The organism is Algoriphagus confluentis (assembly GCF_036245625.1).
Lineage (GTDB): Bacteria > Bacteroidota > Bacteroidia > Cytophagales > Cyclobacteriaceae > Algoriphagus > Algoriphagus confluentis.
Genome location: NZ_BTPD01000007.1, coordinates 115,612 through 135,323 on the forward strand (window position 1 = coordinate 115,612; position 19,712 = coordinate 135,323).

The 19,712-nt window shown below is 42.7% G+C and carries 22 protein-coding genes; 6 read left to right on the forward strand and 16 right to left on the reverse strand.

Annotation, left to right across the window (positions count from 1 at the left end; all coding sequences use genetic code 11):
• Both AAA943_RS11835 and AAA943_RS11840 read left to right on the forward strand, forming a co-directional pair.
• Window positions 1-1,113, forward strand: coding sequence for an acyl-CoA dehydrogenase family protein (locus AAA943_RS11835; RefSeq protein ID WP_338224465.1), 1,113 nt, complete (start codon window positions 1-3; stop codon window positions 1,111-1,113).
• 240 nt (window positions 1,114-1,353) lie between these two features.
• Window positions 1,354-2,418, forward strand: a complete 1,065-nt coding sequence (locus AAA943_RS11840) for a PA0069 family radical SAM protein (RefSeq protein WP_338224466.1) — start codon at window positions 1,354-1,356, stop codon at window positions 2,416-2,418.
• Here AAA943_RS11840 and AAA943_RS11845 read toward each other — a convergent pair whose 3' ends face one another.
• The 5 genes from AAA943_RS11845 to AAA943_RS11865 all read right to left on the reverse strand — a co-directional run bounded on the left by AAA943_RS11845 (window position 2,419) and on the right by AAA943_RS11865 (window position 6,548).
• Window positions 2,419-2,775 (reverse strand): bleomycin resistance protein, encoded by a 357-nt coding sequence (locus AAA943_RS11845; RefSeq protein WP_338224467.1) that lies wholly within the window; start codon window positions 2,773-2,775, stop codon window positions 2,419-2,421.
• Window positions 2,776-2,779: 4 nt separating this feature from the next.
• On the reverse strand, window positions 2,780-3,676 hold the full coding sequence (locus tag AAA943_RS11850) for an ATP-grasp domain-containing protein (protein ID WP_338224468.1): 897 nt from the start codon (window positions 3,674-3,676) through the stop codon (window positions 2,780-2,782).
• Between the two features lie 33 nt (window positions 3,677-3,709).
• Window positions 3,710-5,413 carry an amidohydrolase gene (locus AAA943_RS11855; RefSeq protein ID WP_338224469.1) on the reverse strand — a complete coding sequence of 568 codons (1,704 nt, stop codon included), beginning with the start codon at window positions 5,411-5,413 and terminating at the stop codon, window positions 3,710-3,712.
• 141 nt (window positions 5,414-5,554) lie between these two features.
• Entirely contained in the window at window positions 5,555-5,929 is a 375-nt protein-coding gene (locus AAA943_RS11860; protein WP_338224470.1) for a nuclear transport factor 2 family protein, read from the reverse strand.
• A 79-nt stretch (window positions 5,930-6,008) separates the two neighbouring features.
• The gene (locus tag AAA943_RS11865; RefSeq protein WP_338224471.1) at window positions 6,009-6,548 is read right to left on the reverse strand and encodes a hypothetical protein; all 540 of its coding nucleotides are present in this window, start codon (window positions 6,546-6,548) and stop codon (window positions 6,009-6,011) included.
• 172 nt (window positions 6,549-6,720) lie between these two features.
• Here AAA943_RS11865 and AAA943_RS11870 point away from each other — a divergent pair, with 172 nt between their 5' ends.
• Window positions 6,721-7,113: an STAS/SEC14 domain-containing protein gene (locus tag AAA943_RS11870; RefSeq protein ID WP_338224472.1), complete on the forward strand. Its 393-nt coding sequence runs from the start codon at window positions 6,721-6,723 to the stop codon at window positions 7,111-7,113.
• A gap of 17 nt (window positions 7,114-7,130) precedes the next feature.
• On the opposite strand, the gene AAA943_RS11875 is transcribed toward AAA943_RS11870, so the two are convergent.
• The 4 genes from AAA943_RS11875 to AAA943_RS11890 all read right to left on the reverse strand — a co-directional run bounded on the left by AAA943_RS11875 (window position 7,131) and on the right by AAA943_RS11890 (window position 10,327).
• Window positions 7,131-7,607: a YdeI/OmpD-associated family protein gene (locus tag AAA943_RS11875; protein ID WP_338224473.1), complete on the reverse strand. Its 477-nt coding sequence runs from the start codon at window positions 7,605-7,607 to the stop codon at window positions 7,131-7,133.
• A gap of 154 nt (window positions 7,608-7,761) precedes the next feature.
• A complete protein-coding gene (locus tag AAA943_RS11880) occupies window positions 7,762-8,646 on the reverse strand; it encodes a pirin family protein (RefSeq protein WP_338224474.1) in 885 nt (294 codons plus the stop codon).
• Between the two features lie 140 nt (window positions 8,647-8,786).
• Window positions 8,787-9,059: a hypothetical protein gene (locus AAA943_RS11885; protein ID WP_338224475.1), complete on the reverse strand. Its 273-nt coding sequence runs from the start codon at window positions 9,057-9,059 to the stop codon at window positions 8,787-8,789.
• Between the two features lie 65 nt (window positions 9,060-9,124).
• Complete coding sequence (locus tag AAA943_RS11890) at window positions 9,125-10,327, reverse strand: alpha/beta hydrolase-fold protein (RefSeq protein ID WP_338224476.1); 1,203 nt, start codon at window positions 10,325-10,327, stop codon at window positions 9,125-9,127.
• A 272-nt stretch (window positions 10,328-10,599) separates the two neighbouring features.
• On the opposite strand from AAA943_RS11890, the gene AAA943_RS11895 reads away from it, so the two are divergent.
• From AAA943_RS11895 to AAA943_RS11905, 3 genes are all read left to right on the forward strand, one after another.
• Window positions 10,600-11,466 (forward strand): LytR/AlgR family response regulator transcription factor, encoded by an 867-nt coding sequence (locus AAA943_RS11895; protein WP_338224477.1) that lies wholly within the window; start codon window positions 10,600-10,602, stop codon window positions 11,464-11,466.
• A gap of 133 nt (window positions 11,467-11,599) precedes the next feature.
• The gene (locus AAA943_RS11900; RefSeq protein WP_338224478.1) at window positions 11,600-12,262 is read left to right on the forward strand and encodes a hypothetical protein; all 663 of its coding nucleotides are present in this window, start codon (window positions 11,600-11,602) and stop codon (window positions 12,260-12,262) included.
• An 81-nt stretch (window positions 12,263-12,343) separates the two neighbouring features.
• Entirely contained in the window at window positions 12,344-13,192 is an 849-nt protein-coding gene (locus tag AAA943_RS11905) for a carboxypeptidase-like regulatory domain-containing protein (RefSeq protein ID WP_338224479.1), read from the forward strand.
• Window positions 13,193-13,341: 149 nt separating this feature from the next.
• Here AAA943_RS11905 and AAA943_RS11910 read toward each other — a convergent pair whose 3' ends face one another.
• The 7 genes from AAA943_RS11910 to AAA943_RS11940 all read right to left on the reverse strand — a co-directional run bounded on the left by AAA943_RS11910 (window position 13,342) and on the right by AAA943_RS11940 (window position 19,698).
• A complete protein-coding gene (locus tag AAA943_RS11910) occupies window positions 13,342-13,911 on the reverse strand; it encodes a glycosyl-4,4'-diaponeurosporenoate acyltransferase CrtO family protein (protein WP_338224480.1) in 570 nt (189 codons plus the stop codon).
• A 10-nt stretch (window positions 13,912-13,921) separates the two neighbouring features.
• Window positions 13,922-14,800 (reverse strand): alpha/beta hydrolase, encoded by an 879-nt coding sequence (locus AAA943_RS11915; protein WP_338224482.1) that lies wholly within the window; start codon window positions 14,798-14,800, stop codon window positions 13,922-13,924.
• Between the two features lie 602 nt (window positions 14,801-15,402).
• The gene (locus AAA943_RS11920) at window positions 15,403-15,618 is read right to left on the reverse strand and encodes a hypothetical protein (protein WP_338224483.1); all 216 of its coding nucleotides are present in this window, start codon (window positions 15,616-15,618) and stop codon (window positions 15,403-15,405) included.
• 138 nt (window positions 15,619-15,756) lie between these two features.
• Window positions 15,757-16,218: a GNAT family N-acetyltransferase gene (locus tag AAA943_RS11925; RefSeq protein ID WP_338224484.1), complete on the reverse strand. Its 462-nt coding sequence runs from the start codon at window positions 16,216-16,218 to the stop codon at window positions 15,757-15,759.
• A 1,422-nt stretch (window positions 16,219-17,640) separates the two neighbouring features.
• Entirely contained in the window at window positions 17,641-18,228 is a 588-nt protein-coding gene (locus tag AAA943_RS11930; protein WP_338224485.1) for a toll/interleukin-1 receptor domain-containing protein, read from the reverse strand.
• A gap of 1 nt (window position 18,229) precedes the next feature.
• Window positions 18,230-19,114: a DUF4231 domain-containing protein gene (locus tag AAA943_RS11935; RefSeq protein ID WP_338224486.1), complete on the reverse strand. Its 885-nt coding sequence runs from the start codon at window positions 19,112-19,114 to the stop codon at window positions 18,230-18,232.
• Window positions 19,114-19,698 carry a TIR domain-containing protein gene (locus tag AAA943_RS11940; protein WP_338224487.1) on the reverse strand — a complete coding sequence of 195 codons (585 nt, stop codon included), beginning with the start codon at window positions 19,696-19,698 and terminating at the stop codon, window positions 19,114-19,116. The genes AAA943_RS11935 and AAA943_RS11940 overlap by 1 nt, the downstream gene beginning before the upstream one ends.
• Between the last annotated feature and the right edge of the window lie 14 nt (window positions 19,699-19,712).

The window sequence follows — 19,712 nt, forward strand, 5'->3', positions numbered from 1 at the left end:
ATGTCAGATAAGTCTAAGAAAACCAATAAAGTAGCTGAGTTCCCAAAAACCAGATTTGCTCAGGAAGATTTGGCTAAAGTGGGGGAAGAGCGAGGAGTATTGCCTACTGAATGGCTGGAGGATATTTATAATCAAGGCTATTTCAAGCTTTTTGTTCCTGTCGCTTTGGGAGGTTTGGGGTTGGATCTGATCGAAGGGTTGAAAATTGAAGAGAAGCTTGCCAGACAGGACGGCAGTTTGGGTTGGACAGTGACTCTCTGTGCCGGAGCGGCTTGGTTTGTGGGATTTTTGGATCAAGAGTTGGCACGAGAGGTTTTTGCAGATCCCAAGGTCTGTCTGGCCGGAAGCGGATTTGTGGGTGGAAAAGCAGACCTGATAGGGGAAGAGTACCTGATTTCCGGTCAATGGACTTACGCTTCAGGAGCTTTGCATGCCAGCCATTTTACGGCAAATTGTGAGATTCTGGAAAACGGCAAACCGCTTTTGGATAAAAAGGGAAATCCTGTGGTCAGGGCCTTTATTCTGAAAAAAGAAGAGGTGGAAATACTGGATGGTTGGAGTTACATGGGGATGATAGCTAGTGGAAGTCATGCCTTCAAAGCTGAAAATATCAAAGTTCCTTTCAATCGATGCTTTGAAATTCTTCCCTCGCATACCAAGCTGAAGAGTCCCATTTATCAATATCCTTTTTTGCAATTTGCGGAGGCTACTTTGGCAGTTAACATCCTTGGGATTTCTAGCCATTTATTGGAATTGATTTCTAAGACTTTTTGGAAAAGAAATGAAATCCGAACGTATGATTCTAAGCATCTCAAGTACTTTCGCAAGCAGGAAAAGAAGACCCAGGAAAAACTGGACAAAGTCAGGAATGACTTTTATGCTCAAGTTTCAGAATCCTGGAAAGAACTTCAAAATGAAGGGAAGATATCCAAAAAGAACCTGAAATCGGTAAGCAAAATCAGCCGTAAACTAACAGCTACCTGCCGCGAACTCAATTCCAAAATGTACCCTTTTGCAGGACTGGAAGCTGCCAAAACCCACACTGAATTGAATCGGGTTTGGAGGGATTTTAATACTGTGAGTCAGCATGCCCTTTTGATTTTTCCTTTTTAACAATTGAAAGATTGGAAAATTTAAAGATTGGAAAATTGGAAAATTTTTGAATTAGAGGGTTTTGATTAAGGACTGAATTAAAGGGCTTATTACATCACCTTTCCAGATAAAGAAAAGCCTAAATGATATCCTACACTTCGTAAATAGTAATTCGTAAATCCCAAATTAGCCGACATTTCCAGTCAATTCTCTTTTCTTTTCTCAAAATAGGGTTAAAATAAGCTACCTGATTTTGACAAAATGATTGACAGAGAAAGCGAATATTTCAAAGGAAGAGGGGCACAGATTCAGTCGGGCAACCGATTTTTAGCCAATAGAATAGTAGCAGAGCACATGGAGGGCATCGACGAGCCGCTTTTGCTTTCTCCCAAGACAGAAGTAAGAATCGAGCATCCCAAGACCATTGTCAATCCCATTTCCAGTCCTAACATTGGATTGAGTTTTTCCCTCAATCCCTACCAAGGTTGCGAGCATGGATGCATCTATTGCTATGCCCGAAATTCCCACGAATACTATGGCTACACGGCAGGTTTGGACTTTGAGACCAAGCTGATGGCCAAGCCGGATGCACCCCGGCTTTTAGAGAAAAAACTCCTTTCGAAAAACTGGAAAGTAACCCCCATTTCTCTTTCAGGAAATACGGATTGCTACCAGCCTTTGGAAAAGGAGATGAAAATCACCCGTGAATTGCTCAAGGTTTTTGTGCACTATCGGCATCCCGTCGGACTGATTACCAAAAACAGTCTGATTCTTCGGGATTTGGATTTGCTGCAGGATTTGGCTTCTGATAATTTGGTACAGGTCTATATATCAATCACTACTTTGAATGAAGATCTCAGGAGAAAAATGGAGCCCAGAACTGCCAGTGCAATCAAGAGGCTGAAAATATTGGAGGCTTTGGACAAGGCGGGCATTCCGGCTGCCGTGATGAGTGCACCGATCATTCCCGGTCTGAATCACCATGAAATCCCTGCAATTTTAAAAGCTGCTGCTGACCATGGGGCCAAAGGAGCTGGAATGACTGTAGTCCGGCTCAATGGTAAGTTGAAGGAGATCTTCTCTGATTGGTTGCACAAAAACTTTCCCGATCGATTTCACAAAGTGATGAACCAAATCGCGGAACTTCATGGAGGAAAAGTCCAGGACAATCAGTTTGGCCGACGAATGAAAGGGGAGGGAGTTTTGGCAGAAAGTATCAATCAGCTCTATAAACATTCCAAAAAGAAATATTTCCAAGGCAAAACCTTGCCTGAGTTTAATCTAAAGGCATTTCGAAAGGGTGGTAACCTCAGTTTTGGATTTTGATCAGAGGCTTTGTCCGAAAGTCAGTAAGTTGTGATCCGGATCCAAAATGGAAAACTCCATCTGCCCCCAAGGCTTGCTCTGAAGAGGGCCGTTGGGATGAATAGGCACTTTTCTCTCCAAGAAATCCTGATACACTTTTTCTATAGTTTCCACACGGATGTAGACTTGCCCGTAGTTTTCCAGAGGATTTAGCTCGGGAAAAAGAAAGAAATGCAGTTCGATTTGATCCTTTTTTACCATCAGGTAGTCAGGAAAGGAGGTGCTTCCAAGGAGCTTAAAGCCTAATAAATCCAAATAGAAATTTTCAGTTTTGCCTTTGTCCCTCATGGGAAGTTTAGGATGGATTTCTGCAAGCATGGTTTTAGGAGGTGGTGGAGGTAGTAATCACTTGGGAATTCTTCCAAAACTCATCCAAAAGCTCGGCAAAAACCCGAGGAGAATCGGGATCAAATCGAAAATAAAGGCAAGGCTCAATCAGCTCCAATTCCATCAGTGCAAAGGTGTTCTGAGGGGTTCTAACCAAGTCCACCCGGGCATAAAATGGTTCCAGTGGAAGTGCGGCTAAAGCTTTTTGAGCTGCTTCTATGAGTTTGGTCTCAGGAGATGTGACAGGAATGACTCCTCCTCCATGCTCCTCCTGAACTCTGAAATCTCCTTTTCCAACCGTTTTTAGAATGGTATGGCTGAGTTTTCCCTTGAAATACATCATTGAAAATTCTCCTTCTTCCACCACACTCGTCATAAAGGGCTGAAGCATGCCCACTTTATTTTGGAAATAAGGCAAAACCAATGTCCAAGTGCTTTCATCTGCTTTTTTGATCCGAAAAGTGTCATCGGCATTGGCGCCAATTTGGGGCTTCACGATCAGCTCATCGGTCTGAAAAACTTCAAAAGCATTCCGAATATCTGCCAGCTGGAGTATAGTGGGTTTGATGGTTGGAACCAGCTCTACGCCTTTGGATTCCAATTCGAAAAGATAACTCTTGTTGATATTCCAATGTACCAATTCCAAAGGGTTGAGTAGAATGGCCTTGGATTGATTGATTTTGTAGAGTACTCTCAGAAATTCACTCAGGTGATTTTGATAGTCCCAAGGGCTACGGATGACTACCAGGTCAAACTTATTCCAGTCTGTCTCCTGATCCCATGGAATATTTTGAACCGTCCAGCCCAATTCTTCCAAATAGGGGTGAACCAAATCATCATCGATAAACCAACCCTCGGTATTCGAAATGGAGAGAAAAGCGCATGCTGGCATAGTGGCAATTTTGTAGAAAAGTAAGCAAAATTTCTATTCCCGCTTAAAGACTGATTTCCCTTCTTTCACCGTTTCCATAACCTGAATATTTTTGATGGCATCAGGCTCGACTTTGAGAGGGTTTTTATCCAAAATGACCAAGTCAGCCAGTTTTCCAGCTTCCAAACTTCCCTTTTTTTCTTCTTCAAAATGCTGATAAGCGGACCAGATGGTGATCGCCTGCAGTGCTTCGTATGGACTGAGCCGCTCCTCTTCGCCTATTATCGCACCTGATCGGGAGGTTCTATTGACCGCTGTCCAGATGACCCGCATCAGATTGGGCAGGGCTACGGGTGCATCGGTGTGGATGGTGATTTTCATTCCTTTGTTCAAGGCCGAGCGAACCGGGCTGATTTTATTTCCCAACTCATCTCCTATGATCTGCTTGTGCCAATCTCCCCAGTAGAAGGTATGCAATGGGAAAAGCGATCCGATGATATCCAAGGCTTTCAGGGAGTCCAATTGATCCATACGGACATACTGCCCATGAATCAGGGTGTTTCTTCGATCTCCCAGGCCGTATTTCTCCACATTAGGTCTCAGCGTCCGAATCAATTGATCGATCGCGGCGTCCCCATTTCCATGGACTAAAACCTGCCAGTTATTTTGGAAGGCTTTTTCTAAATATCCCTGCACCACCGAATCCTGTGGGATAGCCGGATAGCCTTTGTAATCCGCATTCTGTCCGTCAGGAGGAAGCAAGTAGGGGATAGTCCTCCAGGCGGTTCTGCCCTGAGGTGAGCCGTCCAGCGTGATCTTCATGCCTCCTATTCGGTAATGGTTTTTGTATTCTTTGGAATTCCATGCAGTTGTCAAATACTGGTCTGCAAAGAGGTAATCAATATAGCTCACTACATCCAGTTTCAATTGACCTTTTTCAGCACTTCCAACCAAGGCCTCGTGGTTTTGCATGGCTCTTCCTTCCTGAGCAGTGGTATATCCGTAGGATAATGCCATATCCTGACCCGCTTCAAAAAACCGGTCAGCAGATGCTTGGTCTTTAGGCATTAGGCCCACCATCATGTTGGGGATGGCAGCGAGCTCTTCCAAAACTCCATTGGGAGTTTTGCCGTCTTCTTCCCTCCGGATGATGCCTCCTTCCGGATTAGGAGTATTTTGATCAATCCCGAGGATTTCAAGACCCTTGGAATTGACGGAGGAGAAATGACCGGAAATGTGGATAATCATAATTGGGAACTCGGTGCTCACCTGATCCAAATCATGACGCGTAGGGAAACGTTTTTCTTCCAAAACCGAATCATCAAAACCAGTCCCGATAATCCAGCCGGTCAAAGCCCTGTTTTCAGGGGTATTCCAGTCTTTTAAGACTTGAATCAAGGTCGGAATGTCTTTGCAGCCTGCATCCGGAGGGGGCAAGAGTTGAGCAGCGATGGCCTGAAGTCCAAAATTGGAAAAGTGGGCATGTCCATCGATAAATCCGGGAACCAAGGTTTTGCCTTGCAAGTCTACCATTTGATGTCCTTTTCCGGCTTTTTCCATGGCCTCTTCCATGGTGCCGACAAAGAGTATTTTCCCTTCCTTTTCTACCAATGCCTCCTCATATTCCGGAGCGTCGCCTACCATGGTTAAGATATCCCCTCCAAAATACATGGTGGCTTTCGGCTCTGTATTGGGGCTTTCACAACCAACCCATACAAGGAAAAGTGAAAGAGGTAAAAACAAGTGATATTTTTTCATAGCTGCCTTTATCCAATTTAAAATTTTGAAATCTTAGAAAAATAAAAAAAATCTTTTTTAAAGTCTTCTTCTTTCCCTTTTTTAACAATTACCAAAAGATAGTTTCTTCTGGCTTTAGGGTAATGCCATTGATTTCCCCATCTATTTCTGGATGACGAAACTAGTGATGGATTTCACTAGTTCAGAGCCTGCACTGCTAAACAAATAAAAGTCTGCAAATGCGAATCGATCTCCATTTTCCATGACCATTTCTCCATGCACCGCTGCTTCTTTTCCATGGGTCAGGATTTGGGAAATATGCAGCTCAGAGGCAGGATTACCCATCATTTCTCCCAGTGCGGCCAGAAAATTAGCCTTTCCTTTTACCGGTTCCTCACCTATCAGAGTCCAGACGATATCCTCTGCCAAATGGGGTGAAACTCTTTCCAAATCATAGGAAGAAAAGGCGATGGTGAGTTCTTGGATCAATTTGCTTTTGGGGGAATTCCCGCCATTTATCAGGAGGAAGAGTTTCATAGATCTTAGATTTGGCAATCGAAAAAGCTAATTAATTCGTACTAGTTTCCAAAGCTTCGAAAGGTGAAAATCCTTCGGTTCAAAGCACTGAATCACAATCAGATTCCATGACCGAAATCCCGCTGCTTACCCAGCAGTCTTGGTAAATGGAGCAATAGCAGACTTCGATTCGGATTTTTCCATCCCGAAGTAATTTTAAAAAATATCCAATCGTTTTTGGATTGGAAGTCTGAAAGAGCTGAATGTTTTCACCGACCATGATGACCTGTCCTGGGAATAAGGAAGAATAATTGAATTCTGACCTCAGGGAATCCGGCACATAATCCATCAAGTTTTGAATTCCCTCAATCTTTTGATTATTGATTTCTACATGCATCTGTTTGACCAGGGCAGGCCCCACTCCCTTGTTGATCAGATTAAGGGCCAAATAATCGCTGTCCCAGGTAGGGCCGAAGGTTACATGAGGCCACACGGACATCATTTGCTGGGTTTTCATCAGGCTGGATTGGTAGAGGTAGACAAAAAGTGTAAGAAAGCTGATCAATACAGCCAAAAATGCCATCAAAAGCTCCGGTTTTATTTTTTTTAGGAAGGAAGCCTTAGGGGGATTTTCATTCATCACTCAGGAATTTGGAGATCGATTCCAATAAATGTACTGAGTATACCCAAAAGATTGAAGTCGAATAGTGATTTTTGAAGCACTATTCGGTTTGAAATCAGGGATTTGGAGAATTGAATTTCAACTTTTCATTTCTAGTTAAACTCTGTAACCCAATTTGGGTTTTGGAAGGATGGACCCTTACGCAATCATCGACGAGTCAACTTTTCCTCTGGTAAATATTCGATTTACCGGGGCAAAAAGCACTGACGAAAATTTCCGAGCCTATCTGGAGCAAACCAAAGCCTGCTACCGGCACGAAAAGCCCTTGGCGATTATTTTTGATGCGACTAAGGCCACACTTCCAGCCATTTCTCATCAAAAAATGCAGGCCCTTTGGCTAAAAGATAATGAAGGGCTGATGAAGCAATACTGCTTGGGAACTGCCTATTTGATTCCCAATCCGGCAATTCGAGCAGTTTTAAAGATGATTTTTTCCTTTCAAAAACAGCCGGTTGCCTATCGGGTGGTCAGAACAGTGGATGAGGGGAAGGAGTGGGTAGAAAGTTTGTTAAAATGGACCTGAGGTGGGACTTCTGAGGTTCATCGCCTGTTTTTAATAGATTTTTGTAAAGTTAAAAAAGCCATCACCTTCTCAATCTGAAGGTCTAGGTTTTTGATTTTGGCTATGCTATAAATCAAACTTCTTTTTTTCCCATCTGTAAGTTCCTCAAAAGCTTTTTTTATCGCTTCATCTTGGGTCAAAAGAATTTCCAAAACCTCGGGGATTTCTACACCTAAAGGATCGGGATCGGGATAGACTTCAAACCTAATTCGGTCTCCCAGACTTTTTCCCAATTCTTCCAAATGGCGGGTGGCCAGAATAATGAAGAAGTTTCCGTCTCCAAGGTGATTGAGCCCGCAGCGGAAAGAAAGATTGTCCTCCAAAATGCAGATTAATCTTGTGGATTTCTTGTTCTCCCATCGATTGACGATCTCGGCGCTCAGCTTTAGAAAAAAATATCCCCCTTTCCGGGGTTCAAGTTGTCCGATGACCTGGGTATCTGAAAAACTAAGCATGGCAGGATTGAATTCCATTAGCTAAACCTTGAATAATAATGAAAGTTAAATTAGGGTGTAAAAAATAAGGGGGAATCATTCAGTGGATCAATTTTCTGGGCTTAAAGGCTTTCGTTTTTCCAAATCAGGGTTCCTTTCTCCAAAGGACCGAAAATCACTTTTTCCTAAAACTGGGATAAGGCACATACTCCTCTTCGTCGCCGGGTATTTTTTCAAATTCCTGAGCTGCCCATTTTTCCTTGGCTTTTTGGATCAATTCCTTATCTGTAGCCACAAAATTCCAGTCAATAAATCTTTCTTCAGGAAAAGGCTCTCCTCCAAAAATATAAATCGTACTGTCTGCTTCGATGATGAATTCACACAAGGAAGCCTCCTTGGCGACCAAAATCTGCTTGGGACCAAAGCGGTTTCCTTCACTTTCTATCCCTCCTTTCAGAATATATAGGCCGCTTTCCCCGAATAGCTTTCCTTCCAGATTTATAGTTTGCCTTTTGGAGCTTTTGATCTCCAGCATATACAGCGGGCTATACACCGGCACTGGAGAGCGATGGCCTAATACTTCTCCAGCGACCAGCTTCCATTGGAGTCCTTCCTCTTCCCAAGCCGGAAGCTGCTGAGCCTCGATATGGAAAAATTCGGGTTCCATCTGCTCCAACTCCTTGGGCAAAGCCACCCAAATCTGCAGCCCATGCATGGTCAATTCCGAATCTCTCAGGTGGTCAGGCGTACGTTCGGAGTGCACGATTCCTTTGCCTGCCGTCATCCAATTGACCGCTCCGGGGCGGATTTCTACGGCATTTCCCAGCGTATCCCGATGCATAATGCTTCCTTCGAATAGAAAAGTCAAGGTGGAAAGCCCAATGTGTGGATGGGGAAGGATATCCATCTGTTCCCGGGCATTGAGCTTCACCGGACCCATATGATCGAGGTAGATGAAGGGGCCGATCATGCGCTTTTGACGAAAGGGGAGAAGCCTGCCTACGAGAAACTTGCCGATATCGGCAGCTCGCTCTTCGATGATCAATTGGATATTGGACATAAGGAAAATGAAATTGGAAAATAGAAGTTAGTGAATTTTCTAGGAGTAAAGCCTATTGATTCTGATTAACGGGTAAATCATCTCCATCCTAAATGAGCAAATAAATAAGAATTTCAATCCTAGTTGAGAAAATTCAAAACTCAATCCAATCCGCGTTCCCTGAGAACCTCCTCCAGATCCGAATCCTTTTTCGGGGTTTTTAGCATTTTGTAAACAAACCAAATCGGAAAAATCATAGGAATAAGGAATCCTGCTTGCTTTTCTGGAGAAAGGATCCAAGCCCCAAATCCAAATAGGAGAATTCCGATAAGAAAACCGATCAGCGTCGCGTGAAAGATTTTGGAGTTTTTCAGCTTCTTTTTCTCGGCCAAAAGTTCTTCGTTGCTTAGTGTAGTGAGTTCTTCTCTGGTCATGATGGTGTGGATTTTTCGATTCTGGATGGTAAGGTCTGTAGTAGAGTAATGTGACGTGAGGAAGTTTAGTCCCTGTCTCCGTTGAGGTACTTGTATATCTCCTCTTTTTCGGCTTCGCTTAGTCGGGTGCTGCCTTGGGTCTTTTCCATAAGTTCTGCCTTGTACCTGGCTAACTTTTCCTGATTCCCGATCTCCTGGGCATAGCTGATCAGTTCGATATGGAAATCCAGATAGTCCGGATAGAAATCCAAACCCATTTCAAAGAATTCCATTGCTGTCTTGTAATCCTGATCCCCTGCAAACTGGGAGGCGAGGGAGAAGATATGGGTGACGCTGGGATTCAGGCCCAAGCCCACTTCAGCACATGCTTTGGCCAAATCCGACTTGAATTCCTGAATAGGCTGTTTTGCATTTTCTGCCTTTCCTTCTTCATGAAACCATCGGTCCAAAATGGAATTGTAAGGGGAAAAAGCATCCATCAAAATAGAAGGTAGGGATACCCAATAGTTGGAGATGTGATTGGCATTAGGGGTTTCCCGTAGGTCGATTTTAATATGATCAGGAATTGAGCGGGTTTTCAGCAAGCTGTCCAGGCTTTTCATCTCGGTCAAATAGGTGGATTCCTCCAGCGTAGTGCCCGCTGTGAAGTAGTAGTTGAACCGATGAGGAAACTTGCTTCCATCGGTCAACAGGCCGGAGAAGGTATCGATTGTGAGCGGTTTATCATCAAAAAAACCACTCAAAGAGACTGCATTGTTGACTTGATTGGGTCTTTGAAAGGCTAAATAGTTAACCAAAAAGCCCGTCCGCGAGTGGCCGGCGAGAGTCAGGTAGTTATTGCCCTTGTATTGGGTTTTGATCATAGGCAGGAGCTCTTCAAAAAGGAAAAGCTCCATCCGCTCAATGCCTGAGAGGCTATCGTTGGTCTTTTTTTGGCTGGAAGTAAAGTAGCGACGGTTTTGGAAATTGAAAGGAATGCCGAGAATGATGGATTCCGGCATCTGTGTCTCGCTGGTAAGCAAGTCTATAGAACTGATGATCAAGGGGTAAGTCCGCTCATGCTGACTGTCAAAAATCACTGTAATCGGATAACTGGTAGATGGGGCACTGTAAGGTTGGGTTTCCGGAAGGTGGAGATTGACCGTGATGGTCTCCTGTAGGTGTTTGGAGTCAATAGTGACCTGATCGTTGGAGTACAGGCTGTACTTCTGTGCCTGAAGTGAACTGAGACCAAAAATCAGGACCCAAGTCAAAAGCGCGTTTTTCATGGAGTTGAAAAGGTTAGCCGTCGGAAAGTCAAGGTATTAAATAATCGAAAAACCGATGAAAAGGTAACTTCCAAATTCTTTGATTGTTGGTGGTATTTAGAATGAAGGAGGTGTCTTGGAGTGAAATTCATGGACCTAATTATTCCACACTTGGATCGAGGACGTGTACTTTCGGGTCTTTTTGCTCGGCATTTAGAGGTTGACAAGGCCAATGATACTTTTCATTCCATGCATTTGGGTATATTTCGAACGTACTAAATTACTGTTTTGCCATGTGGGTCATCCAATTGCTGAAAGAACCCTACCCTTTGAATTCGATCCGAAAGATGACTTGGTTTGGGGCCTTGGTAGCAATTTTTGTTTTTCTGTTTTTGTCCTTTTTCCAACCCTTCGGCCTTGGAGCAGAGACACTGGACGGACTGCTGAAGGTGACTGCTTCGTATGGCTTGATCACTTTTGCTACCATTGTGCTTGGCACGATTGCTATACGGAGACTATTTCCCGGGTATTTTCAGGAGAATCATTGGGTCTTTGGCAGGGAACTCCTCATTACCCTTCTAAACTTTTTCCTTATTGGAGTATTCAACACACTCTATTCCGATTACATGTTTTCTATTGGGCTTACGCTCAGGGGATTCCTTTCCTTCCAATTTTACACCTTGGGCGTTGGGTTTTTCCCTATCCTCTTTTTCATGATGCTCAAATACACCCATTTGCTTCGGGCAAATACCCGATCCGCAAGCGATCTTTCAGGTAGTATTTCTAGAGCAAAGGAAACCACTAATTCACCCTCAGATGCTAAAATCCAAATCCATTCGGAACTCAAAAAAGATGACTTGGAAATCTATGCATCGGATTTGGTCTATGCGGAGACTGCTGACAATTATGTGGCTGTCTATCATTTGATCGAAGGTAAACTCCAAAAATCACTCGTGAGAAGTACCCTGGGAAGACTGGAAAATGACGTGGAAGGCTATCCTAGGCTTATCCGTTGCCATAGGGCGTTTTTGGTCAATTTAGATTATTTGGAAAGCTTCCGTGGCAATGCCCAAGGCCTGCAACTCAGGCTGAAACACAGCCAAAATGAGATTCCTGTTTCCCGGAATATGGTGGCCAAAATCAAAAAGCTGCTGGAATAAATCGTGTTCTTTAGCCCAGAAATCGTGCATTTCAGCCCAATTCGTGCTATTTATCCCAAAACCTTTCCCTGTATCCCAACTATTTTTTACTGATTGAGAGGTCGCATAAGTTTGACAAAAAACGACAAGACTTATGCTTTACCAATCCTTACTTATCCTTCACATCATCTCAGGCTTTTTGGCACTACTCACCGGAGCGATGGCCATGAGCTCTGCCAAAGGCCAAAAGAATCACCTAAAATCCGGAAAGTGGTACGTGTACATGATGTATGTTGTCGGGCTTTCTGCGATCCTGATGACCGGACTCAAATCCAATCCTTTCCTCTTTACAGTTGGTGTTTTCACACTCTATCTGACCTATACCGGTCAGCGCTCGATCTTTTACTTTCGGCTCAAAGAAACCTACATCACCGGGTGGAAGGATCTATTGCCGATCAGCATCGCTCTGATCGTGTCTGCCGGGATGGTGATTCAGCCCATCAAAACCATGCTTGATACAGGAACATTTTATGTCTCTGTTATGGGGGTTTTTGGACTTATTCTATTGATATCCGCACTTCGGGACCTCAGTAAGATTTTGCACAGTCGGATATTTAAACCCAATGACAAGACTTGGCTGATCAAGCACATCGGGATGATCGGCGGTGCTTACATCGCCACCTTGACCGCCTTTTTGGTAACGAATGTAACCATCAATCCGGGTTGGGTGGTATGGCTTACTCCTACTTTGGTAGGCTCCATTCTGATCTCCAAAGCTTCCAGAGATTGGAGGAAGAAACTGAAAATCCATTCGTAAGTCGGTTCAATTCCCCAATCAATCATCTAGGCTCTTTACTTAATCTTACTTTAGTTTTTCAACTCCCTGACTCCATTTGCCATGAAAAAATTCCTTCCTACTTGCTGCATAATTCTACTGCCATTTTTTGTCCATGCAGAATATCTAATCCGTGGCAAGGTATCTGATGAGCAGGATCGCCCGATTCCATTTGTGAATGTAGGTTTTGTGGGTACTTCTATTGGGACGGTGTCATCGATGGAGGGTGAGTTTAGGCTCTACTTTGCCGAAATGCCGGATCTTAGCATTCCGCTGCGGATTTCCTGTATGGGATTTGAGCCCATAGAGGTGATGCTTACCGAGGAAAATTTTGAACAGCCTTTACATTTTGGGCTAAAGGAAAACCCAATTCAGCTGCAGGAGGCGGTGGTCAAATCAGGAGCTCTGCATACCAAAACGTACGGAAACGAGGATGAAAAAACTGCCATCAAGACCAACTTAGCCATCAGTTCCCAGCCTGGGATGAATCTTGGTGCTGAAATCGGCCGAAAATTCCGACTGGGGGATGAGCCAAACTTTGTCTCAAGCCTTAAATTCTTTGTGGCATTCAATAATTTTGATTCGCTGATGATCCGGGTGAATTTCTACGAACTCGAATCCGGCAAACCTGCCAAAGTGCTAAACGCAAAGCCGATTCTAAGAGAGGTGTTGGACCATAAGAGTGGCTGGGTAACTTTTGACTTGGAAGATGAAAATCTGGTGCTTAGCGGCAGTATTGTGGCGAGTATCGAGTGGGTAGGAGCCAGCAAACGAGGGAATGCGTTTGGACTCAATATTTCCATGCCCGCAATATTTCAGACCCACTATTACAAATATGGAGCGCAGAATTCATGGAAAGTCTTTCCCAATATGTCCTCCTCTATGGTATTGGTGGTGGAAAGGGAGGATTAAGTTCTGCCTTTTATTGGTCTGATCTCAGGGGATTTAAATGGATCGAATTCCAAATTCGAAAGGGTAAGAGGGGCAAATTTAAGCCTGAGGCAGATTGTACTTCAAAGCTCATGAGTACAGACTTTGCTTAGAAGAACTCAAAGAATTTTTTATTTCACCAAGCGCTGCACAACTATCCTGTGTTTTCTTTGGAGGACTATGGGATAGAAATTGAATATAATATTGATTCCCAATGTCCACAGCGACAGCGTGATATGTCCTTTTATTCCTAAGATTAGAGAAATGCCAAACAGTAAAATAAATGCCACCAAATGACCGAATTCGGATTGCTTGGTATGGTAATCAAACTGTTTCAACCCGGTTTTGGTCCCGTTGAAATACTTTTTGTTATCGGCAGTACGGTAAAAGGTTTTCAATAAAAATATCCGAAATAAGGGGACCCCAAGCAGGGAATAAATGCGATTAAGCCTTTTGGCATTTTTGATTTGGTAGTAAGGGTTGGGGAGAAGCCTGCTTGTCGGGTAAGCAAAACCCACAAAAGCGACCATTCCTGTGGTCAATAAGTTTAAGGCAAAGGCAGCCACAAAGCTGGCGAGGGCAGAGAGGTTTTCGGGTTGAATCTTAAGCAAAAGTACCAAGACCTTGTAGACATTGTGTAGGAATACCAGAGAGAGTAGGGGCAATCCGATTTTTTTGAGTAGTTGTTTCGCGTCCGTCATCCCTGTACTATCAATTCGTATCAGCCTGGGTATAAATAAATACTAAGGCATCGTAAATACCTCTGGGCAATACAGACTGATGATTTTCATTTTCATATTCCCGGTAAGTCATCTTCAGCTTCGAGTTTCCTTCCTGATTGAGGTATTCAATAAAAGTAGGCATCGGTGCTTTCATCATTTTTATTTCATCGGAACCCATCCCCACGTACATTTTAGCCGGAGAGGCGCTGATAAAGGATTCCTTATCGACAAGCAATTCAGAATTGTTCCACCAAACGGATGGAGCGAGCAAGATATAGTTAGAAAAAAGATCGGGATGCTGCAAATAGACGTAGGCTCCAAACAATCCGCCTAAAGAATGCCCCAAAATCCCTCGGGATGCGGGGTCTGTCTTGTACTCCGCTTCGACGGATGGGAATACTACCGTCCGCAAAAACCGGATAAAATCCTCTGCCCCTCCGGTGGTCGTTTGGTCTAAGGGAACGGCCCCGTTGTTAAAAACGATGTTCTGATTGTACCTAGTAGGGGTGTAGTCCCAATTTCGCTGCTTGTTCCAATCCTTCTCATTTCCCACCGAAGAGATTCCGACTAGGATGATATCAAGCATGTTGTTGGCCAGGGCTTTATTCGACAGGCTGCTTAAGCGGTAGCATCCGGTAACCAATTCGCTCAGCCACCAGGCATCCAAGTAGTACAAGACGGGGTATTCCTTTTCGGCTTGATAGTCGGGCGGTAAGGTGATGATCAGTTCATAGGCTAGCCCTGCTGCGTTTTTGACTTCTTTGGTGACCGTTGTGGGTGGATTGCTGGAAAAGGAATGCGTTTGAGCGAAAATCTCAGAGGGAAACCAAGCCAGAGAAAAAAGGAGAAGAAAAAGAGATTTATTCATGAATTCTTTTTTGGGCTGAAAAAGGCCGGTATTTAGAAGGGAAAAGATTGGAAACCGGTCTGAATATAGGGAAAAATCATGGTTTGGGGGTTCGGATTGGGAAATGGTAAAAATAGGATTTAGCCTTGGAATTGGATCGAATTGCTAATTCCGCCCAGCGTCCAATTGAACTTCAAAGGTGCTAAATAGAGACTACTCCGAGAGAGGCACCGGCCGTAATTGGAACGAGGAAATAGTTGGGACTAGGTGTAGTTTGCAACTACACCTTTATATACCTACAAATTTGAAATTTGATTATTTGTATGGTGGATGGTTTTGATGTCCCAATTACAAATTGCTTGTAATAGAAGAGCGTAGTTGCAAACTACGCTCAGCCCAGACTTGAACTTCAAAGACACATGTTAGAATCTACACCCAGAGGGGGAAAAATCATGGTTTGTGAGTTCGGATTGGCAAATGGAAAAATAGGATTTAGCCTTGGAATTGGATCGAATTGCTAATTCCGCCCAGCGCCTAAGCACACTTCAAAGATTTTAGAAAGAAACTACGCTGAGAGGGGGATCAAAAAACTTATCCAAAGGTTGGTATCCAGAATAACCCTCCTATTTTTCATACCGGGCTTTGCGGACTGCTTCGACCTCGTTTGTGATTTCTTCCAGACTCGGGGCCTTTTCTGACTTGCTCCTGAATTTTTTTAATACCTCAGCAAAAGTTTTCTCTGAGTTTTCTTGTCTGATCCGTATCAAATCCAAATTCGCCAGGTCTTTCAACAGGTCCTTGGCTTTAGAATTCAATATGTCAATTTTAATCGTTTCCATTTTTTAAGAACTTTCTTAAAGTTACGACTTTTTTAAATCGGCGGTCATTTTATCCTATCCCCTTATTATCCAATTGGATAAACCTTAGGTGGGAAAGTAGTGTTTTGGCTGGCACCCTTTATACACTTTTGCCGGATCTCAAGGACTTTTAACCAAGACTTTTTCAAAGCAGACACTTCCTTCTACCCCTTGGTATTGCCCGTATTTTGGAGTGGGTGTGTAACCGAATTTTTGGTAAAGCCCGATCGCATCGATCATGTCATCTCCTGTTTCCAAGACACATTTTTCCATTCCCAAATCCTTAGCCCAATTTTCCAATTCTTGTAAAACTGCTCCTGCTACTCCTTTTCCCCGGACTTCGGGAATAACAAACATGCGTTTGACTTCCATGGTGGATTCGTCAAATTTCTTAATTGCGCCACATCCAACAGCTTTTTCATCCCTAAAGGCGACGACTACATGTTGGATTAGGTCAATTTTATTGAACTGGGCATAAAAGTCATTGCTTTCCCCATTTCGGATAGCTAGATAATGATCCAGTTTGGAAACCAGAATTCGGAAGTCGGGATTTTCTGAAGTGGTGCGCAGGAGTTTTAGCATGTCGTGTAAGGAATCAGAGGATTTCCGGATTGGTAAAAGGCAAAGGAAAGATTTACCCTTGTAAGTTAATCGAATTGCAAATTAGGAAAGATAGGAGAGGACCTTTTTGGTCCACGTTTGGACCTCGGAAGCATAACGTTGGACCTTTTTGCTCGGAGCTTGGTCCTATGAGGTGGAATGTTGAACCTTTTTGCTCGGCGCTTGGACCTCAGAGGCGGATCACTGAACCTTTCTGCTCGGCGATTGGAACTCAGAGGCGGAACTTTGCACCTTTTTGCTCGGCGCTTGGACTTCAGAGGTGGAACGTCGGACCTTTTTGGTCCTCGCTTGGACCTCGGAGGCGGAACGTCGGACCTTTTTGCTCGGCGCTTGGACCTCAGAGGCGGAACGTTGAACCTTTTTACTCGGCGCTTGGACCTCGGAGGTGGAATGTTGCACCTTTTTGCTCGGCGCTTGGACCTCGGAGGCGAAACGTTGAACCTTTTTGGTCCTCGCTTGGACCTCGGAGGCGAAACGTTGAACCTTTTTGGTCCTCGCTTGGACCTCAGAGGCAGATCGTTGCACCTTTTTACTCGGCGATTGGACTTCAGAGGCGGAAAGTTGCACCTTTTTACTCGGCGATTGGACTTCAGAGGCGGAAAGTTGAACCTTTTTACTCGACGCTTGGACCTCAGAGGTGGAACGTTGAACCTTTTTGCTCGGCGCTTGGACTTAAGAGGTGGAACGTCGGACCTTTTTGGTCTTCGCTTGGACCTCTGAAGTGGGAGGGGGTACTTCGGAAGTACCCCTCCCCAATTCTAAAATGAATCGTGTGAGTTCCGAATAGAACTTGTTCGGTTGAAAGATGAACTTACTTGTTTCCGAATCAAAATGGTTCGTTTAAAAGATGAATTCATTCAGCTTGGAATCAAACCTTTTTGGTTAAAAGATAAACTCATTCGATTCGGAATCGAACTGGTTTGGTTAAATGATAGAACTTTTTGATTTTAAAATCGAACTGGTTTGGTTAATAGGTAAACTTATTGAGCTCGGAATCAAACTGGTTTGGTTAATAGGTGAATTGACTTAGTTCGGAATTGAACTGGTTTAGTAAAAAGGTGACTCGAGAAGGCCTCGAACTGAGCCAAGTCGGTTCGCAAGTCGGGTGGGTATGGATTTGGGACTGGAAATGGATTGAATTGCAAATTCGGAAGGATAGTAGGGTGGAATTGCAAATCCCACCCAGCGCCAAATCGAACTTCAGAGGTGCTGAGAAGAGACTACGCCGAACTGGGACTTTTTTAGCTTCCTGACTCTACAAATCCAACTGAAATTCTGAATCAATCCCCATAGGCACCTCACCGGTTTTGTGCAACAGCTATTTCATTGTTCGTGCTCCGCACGCGACGAAAGCTTAGTTGTTAGCGCCAGTTATTTCTTTTTTTATAGTTTCCAATTTAAAACGTCGTCTAAAGGATGTTGTAGTTGTGAATTAGAAAAAATTCTTAATTCATTTATCATAGATTTTTCCAATTTATTTGAAATTTGAGAAATGTATTCATTAAGTGATTTTGTTCCTTTAATGATATATGCAATTTGTAAAAAGTCAGGTAATGTTTTTTCAGAAATATCTTTTAGCGTCAAAACCGATAATTTCAACTTGTCTGTTTTTATTTGATTGTCAATTATTGCTGCTTGTCCATAACCTACTTCAAATGGAACCCATTGAGAATGATTAGTTCTCTCGGAAATGACTATCAACATGTGTGTGCTGTTTTTAATGCCTTTTTTTATCGCTTCTGTTATTTTAGTTGGGTCACTAACTGATGCTGCTCGTTGTAAATCATCGTCTTCTTCATCCAGATAATAATCAATACCTGCGTTTGATAAATATTCTGCAATTTTTTTGCAGGCAAGTTTATCTTCATTTTTATGGCTTAGAAATACACAAGGTTTCTTTTCACCTGATTTTGAAAGTATTTCATTTAAGCGGTTAAAAACATCTGCCTTATTTAATCCTTTGCTATACATATTATTTCCTTCTTTGGGCCAACCACAAGGTGTGTTCTCTTGACACAGCGTTTTCAGAATCTAAAACAAACTTTGAAAAGCTATCTTCTGTTGTTAATTGGTCTGTAAGTGTTACAATAAAGTTTAATTCTTGTGTTGCTGTAGTATATGCTTGTTTAAGTTCTTGGTGTTGTTTTAGTTGAAGCCAACTTAAAGCAGAAGCGGAAATTGTGGTTAGAAGCCCAACAAAATTCCAACTAAGGTCAGGGTTCACAATTAGAAATACGATGCTAATTAGCGAAATGGTTTGCGATACAATTACACACCAAAACCAAAAAATATACTTTTCTGAATTGTATTCTGCTTTGTCAGCATACCATCTCTTTTGGTCTTCAATTCTGTTTTTGATATAGTAGTCCTTTCTTGCGTCCAAGTTGTATGCTCTAATTTCAAGCATTTTCTCTGTGATAATTGGCAAGTTTAGTGTTCTTGAGTTCATTGCAATTGATAGCTCTTTAAATTCGTCCGATAATTCTCGGATGCGTTCAACAAATCTCCTTTTTGCTTCTACTATTTCTAATGAGTTTTCAAAGTATTCAGAACAGCAAACAAAACGCCAAGTGAGGGTTTTACAAGATTCTGCTAAAGCTCTCCCTTGATACCAAACATCTTCGTATTTTTTTGTTTTGAGAATGATGGTTAAAACTAAACCTAAAAGAAGTAAAAATCCTGAAACAACATAAACAATCAATTTAGATTCTGTTGATTGGTAATTGTAAATAGCCAAAGCCGAAGCTAGAACCATTGATAATAAGTCAATCCTGATTATGTTTAAATAATACTTTTGTGCTTCTGTTGAAGCGTTATCTGATGCTTGAAAATAACTTGGGAAGTCGGATTGTTGCATTATGGTCTTACCTTAGTTTTTAAGGATATTTCGCTTTTTCGTTTATCAAATGCCAAATCTATATACTTTTCTGGTTCGGCTGTAAAATTATCCCATCTAACAAGTACACAATATCTGTCATCTTCTGACCAAGCACATTTGCTATTAGGGACGTAGTAGTTGTAAGAAAATTCAGTTATTACAGTTGAATTGTTAATTGCAACGTGATTATGGCTGCCGCCACACTTGTCGCAACTATAACTCCCCTTATAAACAATGTCATACATATCAGGCAAAACAATGCCTAATATCCCATTTTTCGAGTTGGCTTTACCATCATAAAGAGATGCTTGCAATTCTCGTTTAATGTAAATTTGTTTTTCTTTACCTAAATTCTCGGAACTATTTTTTCCAATTAAAAAAATTGTCACTGTAGAGTCCGACAAATAATCTTCACGGATTTTTCGCATTACATAATCTTCATCGTCAGAATCTATTGGCTCATTCAGCGATTTGTCAATTATTTCTACACCTAAATTATTTAGAATATAATTCTTATATGCTTTGTCTTCTCTTTTGTGTGATATAAAAACTCTATGTGCCATATTTAGCTATTTGT